Below are 12,753 nucleotides of genomic sequence, written 5' to 3'. Positions count from 1 at the left end.
TTTTATGTTCACCGACGACGCGTGGCACGACTACTTGTATTGGCAAGTCACTGACAAAAAGGTCTTGCGCAAGATCAACACATTGCTGGAAGAGTGCCGGCGCGATCCTTATCGCGGCACTGGAAAACCGGAGCCGTTAGTTGGGAGCTTAAGTGGCTTCTGGTCGCGCCGTATCACGCTCACTGATCGTCTGGTCTACTTGCCGGAAGCCGGAAAGATCTGTGTGATTGCCTGCCGCTTTCACTACGACGACTGAAGATAGCCGGGCGTACTGCCCGGTTTTCTAACTAAACACGTCAAGCGCGTGCCGCGCGTGACGACCTTGGCAAGTGCCACTGCGCCGACACCGTCAGCGTATGCAGCGCGGCGACCGGCAGCGCGCAAGTCAGGCGACGGTCGCTCCGCGCGCGCGACCGTCACGCTGGCCTCTCAATCAGCGTGACGCCGCGCCCGTCCGCCTGAACGCAGCATCGACAGCAGCGGCCAGCCGAGATTGACCCCGAGGCTCGCGATCACGATCAATGCCATGCCCGCGAGCTGCGGCACCGAAAGCGCCCGCCCATACACGACGGCATCCACCACGATCGCCGTCAACGGATAGACGAACAGCAAAACGGCGATGATCGGCGTGGTCAGTTTCGGCAATGCGCCGTAGATCAGCACATACGCCAGCCCTGTGTGCAGCACGCCCATGCCGACCAGCCAGAACCACTGCATCGGCCCGATATGCACGGCAGTGAGCGGCGCAATGAACGGCAGACACACCACGCCGACCGCGCATTGCGCGAGCGTCAGCAGGTGCGGGCGCAAATTGCCGAGTCCTTTGGCGATCAATGTGACGCTCGCGTACAGCACCGAACCCGCCAAAGCCTCGCCGATCCCGATCAGGTAGCTCGTATGCCCCTGCAGATTTTCGCTAGCCGCGACACCCGAGGCCAAAACGAGCCCGACGAACGCGGTTGCGATCCAACCGAGCCGGTCGACACCGAGGCGCTCGTTGAACAGCGCCGCGCCCATCAGCACGACCCAGAACGGCTGCACGTGAAACACCACGGTCGCCACCGCAATGCTGGTGCGATGAATCGCATCGAAGAAGCCGACCCATTGCGTGACCATCAGTACGCCGGAAATCAGTGCCAGCGCCACGGTGCGCCGCGTGAAATGCGCGCGCGTGAAGAAGCCCTTCCACGCGCAGTAGGCGGCGAGCGAGAGGAAGCCGAACAGGCAGCGAAAGAACACCAGCGTCAGCGCGCCAAGCCGCGCTTCCTCGACGAAGATGCCGAGCGTGCCCATCAGAAGCCCGCCGCTGGCCAGCGTGAGGGCGCCTTGTTGACGTTGGGTGAGGGACATGCGAAGCAGCTCCGAAAATGGGTCACATAAGGTGGAGTCACGAGTATTGCGCGGCTTGCACGCCACCGACAAACGAATTAAATTGAGTAATTCCATAAGCTGGATTGATAAATCATGCACCCCGAATTCGACGTCGATTTGTTGCGCACTTTCGTCGCGGTGGTGGAAACGGGCAGCTTCACGAAGGCGTCGACCACCGTGCATCGCTCGCAGGCGGCGGTCAGCATGCAGATCAAGCGGCTCGAAACCATGCTCGGCACCACGCTGTTCGCCCGTAACACGCGCAATCTCTCGCTTACGCGGCCAGGCAATACCCTGCTCGAATACGCGCGGCGCGTGCTGGCGTTGCATGAGGAGGCGTGGTCGGCGATCGTGCGTCCCGAGGTGACCGGGCGGGTGGTGCTGGGCGCACCGGATGATTACGTGTCGTCGCTGCTGTCGCCGGTGTTGCGACGCTTCTCGACCCTGTATCCGCACGTGGAGATCGAGATCGTCTGCGCGCAGAGCACGTCGCTCGCGCCCATGCTGGCCGATAACAAGATCGATCTCGCCTTCGTCACGCGCGACCGCAAATTGCGCGGCGAATTCGTGCGCAGCGAACCGATGGTGTGGGTGGGGGCGTCGGCGGATACGCCGGTGCTGGCGGCGTCGCCTTTACCGGTTGGGCTTTACGAGCCGGGCTGCGTCGCGCGGCAGCATACGCTCGCGGCACTCGACGGTGCGCGTATCCGCTATCGGGCGGCATTTAGCAGCGCCAGTCTGATGGGCTTGGTGGCAACGGTGGATGCAGGGCTTTCGGTGATCGCGCTCACGCGTTGCAGCGTGCCGCCGCGGCTCGCGATTCTCGGCGAAGCACAAGGCTTGCCGAAGATCGCGCCGCTGGAAATCGTGGTGGCGCGCAGCGCCAAATCGGACCGTCCTACGTGCGATTATCTGGCCGCGCAGATGGTGCAGGATTTGTCGCTGCGCACGCCGGGGCGCGGGGCGGGGGCGACGGCGTGATGATGCTGCGATGGGCATGCCCTAAAAGGGCGTTGCTCAGCCGCGCTGATTGGCCGTGTGGTTTAAACGCGCGGCTTGATGTGAGGCTAATCTCCAGCTTGACTACGCCGCTTCAAACTCGCGGATAAGCCGTCACCTCGCCATCCACGGCAAGCCGCACATTTTCGCCCGGCCGCGGCGACAGATACCCTGGCACGCGAGCGCGCACCACCGTCCGCGCGCCGGATTGCAATTGCAGCGCAACGCCCGCGTCCTGCCCCTGAAAGATCACGTCCTGTACGACGGCGTCATAAGACGCCACGCCATTCGGCATCGTTTCTCCGGCACGCAACAGGCGGATCTGTTCAGGTCGCACCATCACATCGACCGTGCCGTTGCCCATCGGCTCGCACAGCGGTAAATCGCCGAGTTCGCAGTTCACGCGATCCTGCTTGACCACGCCCGGCAACAACACCGCTTCACCGACGAACGACGCGAGTTCGCGCGTCACCGGCCGGCGGTACAGCGTCTCCGGCGTCGCGGTCTGGATCAGCCGGCCGTTCCACAACACCGCGACCTCGTGACCGAGCGACAGCGCTTCCGATTGATCGTGCGTGACGAGTACGGCAGTCGCCCCCGTCGCGGCGAGAGCACTCGCCACCGCTTGTCGCGTTTCGAGCCGCAAGGCGGCGTCAAGCGAAGAGAAGGGCTCATCGAGCATGACCAAAGTAGGCGACGGCGCGAGCGCACGCGCCAGTGCGACACGCTGCTGCTGACCACCCGATAATTGTTGCGGCGCGCGCTCGCCGAAGTTCGCCGGCAAGCCGACCAGCTCCAGCAATTCGGCCACCCGATGACGCGCGCGGCGCTGCGTGCGCGGCAAGCCGAACACGATATTGTCCGCCACGGACAGATGCGGAAACAGCGCGCCTTCCTGCGGCACGTAGCCGATGCGGCGCTGCTCGGAAGGCATATGCAGGTTGTCGCCGGCCACGCGGCGGCCGTCGATGTCGACGCTGCCGCTATCCGCGCGTTCGAAACCGCACAACAGCCGCAGCAAGGTGGTCTTGCCGCTGCCGGACGGTCCGAGCAGCGCGAGCAGCGTACCGCGCTCGACGGAGAGATCGATGCCATGCAGCACCGGATGGCCGTCGAACGATTTTTGCAGTCCGCGGATACGAAGTTCGCTCATGAAAATCCGTTGTCCAGGAACAGGGAGATAGGACGCAACATTCAGCTGCGTTCGCCGAGTAATGCCGATTTGCCGAGCAACGCGAACAGCAGGCCGGAGGCGCACAGCGAAATGCCGGTGAGCAGCGCCGCATAGGGCGCCGCGGCGGCGAACGCCATCGTCGACGTGTCGGCCCAGACTTGCGTCGCGAGCGTTTGCGTGTCGATGGGGGAGAGCAGCAGCGTCGCGTTCAGTTCGGTGACGACCGAGATGAACACCATCGCCGCCGCCGCGCCGAGTCCAGGGCCTGCCAGCGGCAACACCACCCGGAACAGCGTCTGCGACCAGCTCAGGCCGAGCGCGCGGGCAGTCTCTTCGAGGCGCGGCTGCGCCTGCATGAAGGCGGCGCGCACGCTCACCAGCGCCACCGGCATGAACAGCATCGCGTAGGCGATCACCAGCAGCGTCGCGCTTTGATAAAGCGCTTGCAGCGCATGCACCGCGAGCGACACGATGGCCAGCGCGATCACCAGCCCCGGAATGCCTTGCGCCAGAAACACGGTGCGCTCGAACAGCGTCGCGAAACGCGTCGGATAGCGCACCAGCAGGAACGCGAGCGGCACGACCAGCAGCGTGGTCAGCAGCGCGGCGGCGAGCCCGAAACCGAGCGACGAGAGCGTCGCGTTGAACAGCAGTTCGGGCGACACGTCGGCCGGTGTGACGGCAGCCGCGCCCGGTTGCGTGAGCCAGTAGCCGATCATGCCGAGCGGCACGCCGAGCGTCGCGATTGCCAGCGCCGCGAAGCCGGCGACGACGATCCAGCGCCATGCGCCGAGGTCGTAGCGCAACACCGCGCGGCGTGTGCCGCGATCCACGCGTTCGTAGCGCGCCGCGCCGCGCACGCGAAACTCGAACGCCAGCACGATCAGGCAGATCACGATCAACAGGCACGCAAGCAGCGAAGCGCCGCCGCCATCGAAACTGGTGCGGTATTCCGCGTAGATTTGCGTGGTGAAGGTGCGAAAGCGCAGCAGCGTAAACGCGCCGAATTCAGACAGCACACCGAGCGCGACCAGCAGCATGCCGCCGAGCAGCGCCGGACGCAGTTGCGGCAGCACCACGCGAATGAACGTGGTCCAGCGATTGCAGCCAAGCGCGCGCGCGCTTTCTTCGAGCGCCGGGTCCATGCTGCGTAACGCGGCGGCCACCGGAAGATAAACGAGCGGGAAATACGCGGAGCTCAGCACCAGCAACGCGCCGTTGAAGTCCTGCAGATCCAGGCTCAGCGACACCCACGCATAGCTCGAGATGAAGGCCGGCATGGCCAGCGGCGCGGCCGCGAGGACGGCCCAGACGCGCCGCCCAGGCAAATGCGTGCGTTCGACGAACCATGCGGCCGCCGTACCGACGGCAGCGCACACGAGGGTGGTCGATACGGTAATCAGCAGCGTATTGACCAGCAGTTCGCCGACCAGCGGCCGGAAGATCAGATCGACCGCCTCGCCGATCCCGAAGCTCGCCGCGCGCCAGAAGGTGAACGCAATCGGCAGCAACACCAGCAAAGCGCTGAGTGCTGCCGCCGCAAACAAACCGCGCGGCGCGCGCGCACGGGCGCGCGCCGCGGCGGGGATTACAGCCGGAGGCCCGGCTGACACGGCCTCGCTCATTTACAGCAAGCCTGCCTGGCGCAGCAGCTTGCCGGCCTGGCTGTCGTCGCCGAGTTGCTGGATCGTCAGTGCCGGCGGGTTCAGTTCGGTGAACGGCTTGAGGATCGGGTCCGGCGCAACGCCCGCATGCAGCGGATATTCGAACATGACGTGGCTGTTCGCCATCAGCTTCTGCGCGCGTTCGCTCACCAGATACGCGAGAAACTTCTGCGCGCCGTCCGTGTTGTGCGCGGACTTCAGCACCGCTGCGCCCGACACGTTCACCAGCGCGCCGGCGTCGCCGTTGCCGAAGTGATAGATCGCGCTGCGGGTTTTCGCATCGCCGAGTTCAGCGTGCAGACGCGCCCAGTAGTAGTTGTTGATCAGACCCGTTGCAACGCCGCCGCGATTCACGGCGGCCACCACGCCTTCGTCGTCGTCGAAAATCTGCGCGTTGGCTTTCAGGCCCTTCAGCCATGCGACGGTTTGCGCTTCGCCCTTCAGCGCGAGCACGGCGCTCACGAGCGGCAGGAAGTCGCCGTCGCTCGGTGCAATGCCGACCTTGCCTTTCCATTCCGGCTTGGCCAGATCGAACAGCGACTGCGGCAGTTGCGATGCCTGCACCTTGTTCGTGTTGTAGGCCAGCACGTTTTCACGCGCGGTCACGCCGACCCACACGCCGCTCGGCGAATTGAAGCGCGCCGGCACGGTGGCGAGGGTCGAGTCGTTCACTTTGCTCAGCAGGCCTTTCTCTTCGAGCAGCACCAACTCGGGCGAGTTTTCCGTGAAGTAGACATCGGCGGGCGTGGCGGCCCCTTCCGCGACGAGTTGCGCGGCCATGGCCGGGCCTTCGCCGCTGCGGATCTTTACCGAAATGCCCGATTCTTTTTCGAAGTCTTTTGCCAGCAGATTGACGACCTGCTCGTGTTGCGCGCTGTAAAGCGTGATCGATGCAGCGTGGGCCGCCGACGGCACCATTGCGAATGCAGCCAGCGTGAGCGCTGCGCAGCTGAGGAGGCGCAGGCGGGTGCCAAACCAGGAATGAGCCATGATTCTAAAATCCGTTAGTGATGTTGTTGTCGATCTTTGATAAGTTGCTTGCCGCTTGCCGCTTGCCGCTTGCCGCTTGCCGCTTGCCTTGCGGCCCGGCGGCTTACTTCCCGGCTTCCATTACGTCTCGAACAGTCCCGCGCCGATATACGAACCCGGCTTCGCGCCCGGCGGCACGGCGAACACCGCGCTGCCGACGTGCGTCGTGAACTGGTTCATCATGTCGAATTTCGCGAGCTTGTCGTTGATCGGAATGAAGCCGGTACGCGGGTCGCTCTGGTGAGCCACGAAAATCAGCCCCGCGTCGTATTCGGTTTCCTGGCGCCACGGCGGCCAGCGCTCGATGTAGAAGTTCGTGCCGTCGTTGTACGAGTACGAGCGGCGCAGAATCTGCGCACCGTTGTTGCTTGCCTGATTCGACAGACGCACGTGCGAGTTCTCCGGAATCACCGGATTGCCGTCCTTGTCCTCTTCCTTCAGGTCGACTGCGTCGAATTCGTTCTTCTTGCCGATCGGCGCGCCGCTATATTTGTGACGGCCGAACACCTGCTCCTGGAAATCGAGCTCGGTGTTGTCCCAGTGTTCGAGCGTGATGCGGATGCGACGCACGACCGTATAGGTGCCGCCTTCCATCCACGGCGCGTCGGCGCTGGCCCCGGCCCAGACGAATTCGTTCATCAACTGCGGCTTCGCGATCGACGGATTGTTGGTGCCGTCCTTGAAACCCATCAGATTGCGCGGCGTCTGACCGCGCGGACCGGACAGGAAACCGGACTGGCCCCAGCGCATCGTCGCGACGCCGTACGCGAGGCGCGCCAGCTGGCGTACCGCGTGAAACGCGACTTGCTGGTCGTTCGCGCAGGCCTGAATGAACAGGTCGCCGCCGGTTTTTTCGGCGATGAGCTGGTCGCCGTTGAAGCGCGGCAGATCGACGAGCGCGGCGGGGCGGCGCGAGGCCAGCCCGTAGCGGTCCTTACCGTCCTTCGTGAAGAGACCAGGGCCGAAACCGAACGTGATCGTCAGGCCGCATGGGCCCAGGCCGAGCACGTCGCCGGAATCGGGGGCGGCTTTGGTGTTGGTCGGGCTGTAGGCCGTGTTGTCGGCCTTGGCATCGGTCTTCGTGCCGACCTGCGTATCAATCTTGCTGTCCGCCAGTTCCGCTTTGGCCGCCGTGCCGGTCGGCAGCGGCGCTGCCGTGGCGCCCTGCGTGAGACGCGCGGCGGCGTCGGTCCAGGCACGCAGCAAGGCGATCACGTCGTCGCGTTTGTCGGTCGTCAGATCGAGCGCGGCAACGTACGTGTGACTCTGCTGCGGCGTGACGATGCCGCCTTGATGCAAGCCGTAGAACGGCTCGACCGCCGTTTGCGGATCGGCGTGGTGCGCCGGCGTTCTGGCGAGCGCGGCCTGGGCGGTCTGCGGCGTCGCAAGGCCTGCACCGAGGCTCGCGCCGGCCGCTACCGCTGCGCCGCCCGCCTTGAGAAAGCCGCGCCGTGATGGCCGCGGGGGTTGATCGTTTGCCATGGTTACTTCACCTTCATTTGGCCGTGGGATATGCCGGGTTTGCATCCGGCTCTGGGGCCGGGTGCGGTTCGCTGGTTCGGTTCGTTGATTCGCTGCTTTCCGTCACGCGTTTGCGTCGCTGATTTGCGGCACGAATTTGCGGCACGAATTTGCGTCACCTACTTAGCCAGAACCAGCGTGTTCACGTCGTCCTGCACATAATAAAAACCGTCGCCTTCGGGTGTCATCGCGAGACCGAACAGGTCGCCGTTGCCCGGCGGCGATTGCGCCTTGTCGGTGTCGATCCAGCGTGCGTAGATCTGCTTGCCGCTGGCAGGATCGATTTCGACGATCTGGCCGTTCAACGCGTTCGTGACGAGCAGGTGGCCGTTCGGCGCGGTGACCATGGCGAGCGGACGATGCAGCAGGCCATCGGCCGTCAGTTGGCGACCTACGCCTGCGCTGGTGTCGCGCGTCATCGGATCGTCGATTTCGGTGATGCGGTTGCCGATCGCGTCCGACACGTACAGCAGTTTCTGATCGTTCGAGAGCGCCAGTCCGGTCGGGCCGACGAGGAACACGCCCTTGTCGGCCTGCGCGCCAAAGCCGCTGCCCACCACGGTTTCCTTCTTCACGACGGGTGGCTTGCCGGCCGGCACGTCGAGGTCCAGGCGCAGCACGGTGGCCTGCTTGAACACCGGCGGATTGCCTTGCGCACCGCCCACGCCGAAGCCCGCGTTGCTGACGAACAGCGTCGCGCTGGTGCCGTTGTCGACGACCGCCATGTTGCCCCACGGATCGTTGATATTCGGGCTGGTGATGGTCGACGTGACCGTGCCGTTCGGATCGATCACGATCAGGCAGCCGGCGCCTTTGGTGCCGGTGGTGCCGTCGTTGCTCGGCGTGCTGCCGATGATCACGTAGCCCGACTTCAGCATCGTCATCGCGGTCGACAGGCCGATGCCGCCCGGGCATTCCTTCAGATCACGCGGCACCGTGGCGAACACCGTCATCTGTTTGGTGTCCGGATGATAGTTGATGATCGTGCTGCCGGTGCCCTGCAGGTTAGTCGAGTTATTGAAGTTGCCGACCAGCACGTCGCCCTGCTTGACGGTGCCCGCGCTGACCGGCGCGACCACCACCGCGTACGGATTCTGGTCGCCGTTGCCCGGCACCGTGTTGATCAGCGTGGTGTGATGCTTGACGGTTTCGAGAAAACCTTGCGGCTCGGCGTGCGCAACACCAGCAGTCGCGAATGCGGCGGCGCTGACGGTTGCGGTGATCAAGGCGCGCGCGGCGTGCGGCGAAAATTTGCGCGTGGGATTGTTCATGAATGAGCCTCGGTGCCAGCGCACAAAGCGGTAGTTGCGGTCATGATCGAAAGCATGGATTCGATTTATCGTGAGCGTAGGGTGAGCGTATGTAATGGGCGCGACGGCATCAGAACGTGATGTTGGTCCGCACGCCGATGACGAACGTGTTGCGCAGCGGCTGCGTCGGATCGTTCGGATTCTGGCCGGCGCCGGCATTGAACGTGTATTGCGCATCGGCTTGCAGCTGCCACCACGGATTGACCTGATACTGGTAGGTCGCTTCGAGCGTGGTTTCGCTGGTGCGCACGCCGTAGGGGCCGCCGCTGAATGCCAGGTTATCCTGATCGAGACCATTCACGTGGTTGCCGACCTTGATGTAGGTGAGCGCGATGCCGGCGCTGTCGTTGTCGCGGCCGGCGAACGGCGCCTTCATCACAATGCCGAGGTTGGCGGCGACGCTCACCAGGTTGCGGTCGCCCGGCGCGCCCATCACGCGCGCGAAGACGTTGAGGCTGCGCGGCTCGTCCGGATCCGGACGCCAGATCATCTGGTCGGCGACCGCGTAGAAGCTGTAGTCGCCGTGATGATTTTGCGGCACGCCGGTGCTCGCCGGATTCGCCAGCGAGAGGCCGGTGTTGTCGAAGCGCTGATCGGCGAAGCTGCCGTTGTTGTACCAGACGCCGAGCTTGTAGGTGCCCGGCAGACCGCCGCCGCTCATGCCGACCATTTCGCCGTCGGCCGGCTGGTTGATCGCGTATTGCAATTCGCCGATGAACAGCGTGCCGTTGTGCAGGTTGAAGTTGGTGCCGCTCTTGTTGTTCGGGTTGTTGCCGAGCGGATCGCCGTCGAATACGCCGGCGAGCGCCGTCAACGAAGGCGTGATCTGGCCACGCACGCGCACGCCGAGATCGGAGAGCGGATAAGCGGGACCGCCGGACGGCATGTCGTAGGACGGCAGGGCAGGCCAGCCGAACATCGTATTCACGAACAGTGCCGAATTCGAGCTGGTGATGAATTCCTGGTCGATACTTTGCTGACCGATCTTGACGTCGACGCGCTTGTTCAGGAACGACTGCTGATACCACAGTTCCCACAGGCGAGTCGTGTCATCGGCTTCGATGCCGCTTGCCGTATTCAGCGTGCCGAGTTTGTTGGCGCTGAGATTGGCGCCGTGGATCTGCAAGGCGCTGACGTTGAACAGCCCGCCCGGCAGACCGAACGCCTTTTGCGTATCCATTTGCAAGGCGGCTGTCGTCAGGCCGTCGTAATCCGCACCGCGCGCCAGACCGCCGCGGACGTTGGCAAGCACTTCGCTGGTCTCGGTGAGCGCGAACGTCACGCCGTATTTGCCGAGCCAGGGGCGCAGGCCGCCGATGTCGCCGAGCATCGTCTGGCGATTCCAGAAGCCGGTCCACTGATTTGTTTGAGTCGCCTCAATGTTCAGGTCGGCTTCGGGCGCCTCCGGTGCGGCATCGGGATTGGCTTCGGCCATGGCGGCGCCGGTAGTCAATGAGGCCCAGGCGAAAGCGGTACAGAGGGCGGCGTGCCGCATGGCGGGCAAACGCGAGCGGCGTGTGGCGCCGAGGCGCGGCGCCGGGTCGCGAAGCAAACGCACCCGACCGGCGGGCTCAGTGGATTGGGCGAACTTCATCGAAATCCTTATTAGTGTTGTATCGACTGATCTAACCATCGCTGTGCCGCGTGGCTATGTTCCCGCGATGTGCCGCATTGTTCGCGAGGCCAAGTGCCGGCAGATGGCGGGATCGTACGCATGCGAATCAGGTGCGTCAACACAAATGAGAATGATTCGCATCAATATTACTAGGATGTAATTTCGGGCTTTACGTACTGCTACTAAAGGTTGTTTGGATGTAAATAAAATCGAATAAAAATGTAATGTTTCAGTATGTCGGTGGTCGTATCGAACCGGGGCCGGAGAGCGATGTCGAAGGGCACGAGTACCCGAAAGGCTAATGTCAGGAGATAGATATGAACAAACGCATCCTTTTGCTTACCTTGCTGGCGAGCGCCGGTTTGCTCGTGAGTGGCGTATCGAGCGCGCAGTTGAATCTGAAGCAGTTCGGCATAGGCGGCGGCAATACTTCGGCGGATGCCGGCGCAACTGCTTCGTCGGGTGGCATATCGCAGTTGTTGCAGACCTACGTGGGCGCGAACCAGCAGGTGCTGAGCGGCCAATCGAGTCTTGCGTCGGCGATGGGCATGAGCAGCGCCGCGGGGCAGGCGCAACAGGCGGCGGGATTGCTGAGTGGCGGAACGCCCTCGGTGAGTCAGCTGACCCAGGTGGGCAGCACGCAGCAGTCGTTATCGCAGACGTTGACCCAGGCGTTCGCGAGCCGCGCGAGCGGTGGCGCGTCGGCCACGCCGGTGAACAAGCAGGCGTTCACGGACGGCTTGTCATCGTTGGGCAAAGGTGTGAGCCAGTATTCCAGTTTGCAGTCGGGGCTGGGGAGTATCGGTCAGATGAGTCCATCGTCGCTCTTGCAGTCGGGAATGAACCCGCAGACGGCGCAGAGCGCGTCGTATATCGCGCAGTCCGCGCCGGGGCAATTGCAGTCGCTGATGTCGACGCTGAGCTCGGCGGTGCAGTTCGCATCGAGCCATGGGATCAGTGTGCCGTCGATCGCGACGTCGGCGTTGAAGGGCGGGCAGTAGAGCGTTAGTAGTGAGCGTTCTCTGAAGCAGGCGCCGCCCCGCACAGGGACGGCGCCAACAGATCACCACGCGCCACGACGAAAAACAGGCAACGACCCACGCCTTGGGCCGGCAACAAAAGACGCTATGATCATCTCCCGAAGCCACGCCGTAGCGCGAGGCCCATGATTGCCGAGCGAGTACCCAGCGCTCAAAATCCATACCGGGACGACACCGATGTCACATACAGTGAATCTGGAAAACTACTTCACCCGCATAGGCTACAAAGGGCCTCGCGCGGCAACGTTGGAAGTGCTCCAGGCGCTCCACCAGCTGCATCCAAGAACGATTCCCTTCGAGAATCTGAATCCGCTCACGCGCCGCGCGGTAAAACTCGATCACGAATCGGTCGAACAAAAACTGATTACGCAAAAACGCGGTGGCTATTGCTTCGAGCAGAACGCACTCTTCGCGAACGTGCTGATGCAGTTGGGCTTCGAGGTCACGCCTCTGCTAGGGCGGGTTCTTTGGGGCCGCGAATCCGCCGATGTCCCCCCGCGCACGCACATGGTCTTGCGTGTCGACGTCAACAACGAAGCATGGATCGCCGATGTCGGTTTCGGCAGCGTGACGCTGACAGCGCCGCTGCGCCTGATCGCAGGTGCCGCGCAGTTCACGCCACTTGGCACGTTTCGGCTCGCCGATGCATCGCACGACGCGCTCTACCTCGAAGTGCAATCCCCGGATGAAACCTGGGCGAGCATCTACCGTTTCGATCTGCACCCGGTCGAATGGATCGACTATGAGACGTCGAACTGGTACACCTCGACCGCGCCGGATTCTGTCTTCCTGAACAATCTGATCGTTTGCCGGGTCCTGGCGGAATCGCGCCTGACACTGCTCAACGATCAACTGAACGAACGCGCGGCGGACGGCCACGTCATCAGCGAACGGCAACTGAAAAGCGCGGACGAACTCGCAACCTGTCTACGCGATCAATTCGGTCTGAACACGGGGGACATCGACATGGCGGAAGTATTCGGGCGCGTGCGCTCACCGGCGGCGGCTTCCGCCTGAGACAAGGTAGCGG

Annotated in this window: 11 protein-coding genes; 4 read left to right on the top strand and 7 right to left on the bottom strand. The window is 63.6% G+C overall.

Annotation, left to right across the window (positions count from 1 at the left end):
* Positions 1-4 precede the first annotated feature (4 nt).
* A complete protein-coding gene (locus tag P0D84_RS31925) occupies positions 5-256 on the top strand; it encodes a Txe/YoeB family addiction module toxin (protein WP_087753740.1) in 252 nt (83 codons plus the stop codon).
* A gap of 173 nt (positions 257-429) precedes the next feature.
* On the opposite strand, the gene P0D84_RS31920 is transcribed toward P0D84_RS31925, so the two are convergent.
* Entirely contained in the window at positions 430-1,350 is a 921-nt protein-coding gene (locus P0D84_RS31920) for a DMT family transporter (RefSeq protein ID WP_408343242.1), read from the bottom strand.
* Positions 1,351-1,464: 114 nt separating this feature from the next.
* Between P0D84_RS31920 and P0D84_RS31915 the strand changes: the two genes are divergently transcribed.
* Complete coding sequence (locus P0D84_RS31915; RefSeq protein ID WP_408343240.1) at positions 1,465-2,352, top strand: LysR substrate-binding domain-containing protein; 888 nt, start codon at positions 1,465-1,467, stop codon at positions 2,350-2,352.
* A 112-nt stretch (positions 2,353-2,464) separates the two neighbouring features.
* On the opposite strand, the gene P0D84_RS31910 is transcribed toward P0D84_RS31915, so the two are convergent.
* The 6 genes from P0D84_RS31910 to P0D84_RS31885 form a co-directional block, all read right to left on the bottom strand.
* Positions 2,465-3,523 (bottom strand): ABC transporter ATP-binding protein, encoded by a 1,059-nt coding sequence (locus P0D84_RS31910; protein ID WP_408343238.1) that lies wholly within the window; start codon positions 3,521-3,523, stop codon positions 2,465-2,467.
* Positions 3,524-3,564: 41 nt separating this feature from the next.
* Positions 3,565-5,169 carry an ABC transporter permease gene (locus tag P0D84_RS31905; protein WP_408343236.1) on the bottom strand — a complete coding sequence of 535 codons (1,605 nt, stop codon included), beginning with the start codon at positions 5,167-5,169 and terminating at the stop codon, positions 3,565-3,567.
* On the bottom strand, positions 5,170-6,198 hold the full coding sequence (locus tag P0D84_RS31900) for an iron ABC transporter substrate-binding protein (protein WP_408343234.1): 1,029 nt from the start codon (positions 6,196-6,198) through the stop codon (positions 5,170-5,172). It abuts the gene before it with no gap.
* Positions 6,199-6,318: 120 nt separating this feature from the next.
* On the bottom strand, positions 6,319-7,719 hold the full coding sequence (locus P0D84_RS31895) for a Dyp-type peroxidase (RefSeq protein WP_408343232.1): 1,401 nt from the start codon (positions 7,717-7,719) through the stop codon (positions 6,319-6,321).
* A 158-nt stretch (positions 7,720-7,877) separates the two neighbouring features.
* On the bottom strand, positions 7,878-9,029 hold the full coding sequence (locus P0D84_RS31890) for an NHL repeat-containing protein (RefSeq protein ID WP_408343230.1): 1,152 nt from the start codon (positions 9,027-9,029) through the stop codon (positions 7,878-7,880).
* Positions 9,030-9,138: 109 nt separating this feature from the next.
* Entirely contained in the window at positions 9,139-10,662 is a 1,524-nt protein-coding gene (locus P0D84_RS31885; RefSeq protein ID WP_408343228.1) for a carbohydrate porin, read from the bottom strand.
* A gap of 338 nt (positions 10,663-11,000) precedes the next feature.
* Here P0D84_RS31885 and P0D84_RS31880 point away from each other — a divergent pair, with 338 nt between their 5' ends.
* Both P0D84_RS31880 and P0D84_RS31875 read left to right on the top strand, forming a co-directional pair.
* A complete protein-coding gene (locus P0D84_RS31880) occupies positions 11,001-11,684 on the top strand; it encodes a hypothetical protein (RefSeq protein WP_408343226.1) in 684 nt (227 codons plus the stop codon).
* A 216-nt stretch (positions 11,685-11,900) separates the two neighbouring features.
* On the top strand, positions 11,901-12,740 hold the full coding sequence (locus tag P0D84_RS31875; protein ID WP_408343224.1) for an arylamine N-acetyltransferase family protein: 840 nt from the start codon (positions 11,901-11,903) through the stop codon (positions 12,738-12,740).
* The last annotated feature ends 13 nt before the right edge of the window (positions 12,741-12,753 follow it).

Source organism: Paraburkholderia sp. RL17-337-BIB-A (genome assembly GCF_046025895.1).
GTDB classification, from domain to species: Bacteria; Pseudomonadota; Gammaproteobacteria; order Burkholderiales; family Burkholderiaceae; genus Paraburkholderia; species Paraburkholderia fungorum_C.
This window is presented reverse-complemented; position numbering and strand designations above follow the sequence as displayed.

Excerpts from the sequence above, each read along its gene's own strand:
- P0D84_RS31925 (WP_087753740.1), top strand. The coding sequence starts at position 5 with ATGTTCACCGACGACGCGTGGCACGACTACTTGTATTGGCAAGTCACT.
- P0D84_RS31920 (WP_408343242.1), bottom strand. The coding sequence starts at position 1,350 with ATGTCCCTCACCCAACGTCAACAAGGCGCCCTCACGCTGGCCAGCGGC.
- P0D84_RS31915 (WP_408343240.1), top strand. The coding sequence starts at position 1,465 with ATGCACCCCGAATTCGACGTCGATTTGTTGCGCACTTTCGTCGCGGTG.
- P0D84_RS31910 (WP_408343238.1), bottom strand. The coding sequence starts at position 3,523 with ATGAGCGAACTTCGTATCCGCGGACTGCAAAAATCGTTCGACGGCCAT.
- P0D84_RS31905 (WP_408343236.1), bottom strand. The coding sequence starts at position 5,169 with ATGAGCGAGGCCGTGTCAGCCGGGCCTCCGGCTGTAATCCCCGCCGCG.
- P0D84_RS31900 (WP_408343234.1), bottom strand. The coding sequence starts at position 6,198 with ATGGCTCATTCCTGGTTTGGCACCCGCCTGCGCCTCCTCAGCTGCGCA.
- P0D84_RS31895 (WP_408343232.1), bottom strand. The coding sequence starts at position 7,719 with ATGGCAAACGATCAACCCCCGCGGCCATCACGGCGCGGCTTTCTCAAG.
- P0D84_RS31890 (WP_408343230.1), bottom strand. The coding sequence starts at position 9,029 with ATGAACAATCCCACGCGCAAATTTTCGCCGCACGCCGCGCGCGCCTTG.
- P0D84_RS31885 (WP_408343228.1), bottom strand. The coding sequence starts at position 10,662 with ATGAAGTTCGCCCAATCCACTGAGCCCGCCGGTCGGGTGCGTTTGCTT.
- P0D84_RS31880 (WP_408343226.1), top strand. The coding sequence starts at position 11,001 with ATGAACAAACGCATCCTTTTGCTTACCTTGCTGGCGAGCGCCGGTTTG.
- P0D84_RS31875 (WP_408343224.1), top strand. The coding sequence starts at position 11,901 with ATGTCACATACAGTGAATCTGGAAAACTACTTCACCCGCATAGGCTAC.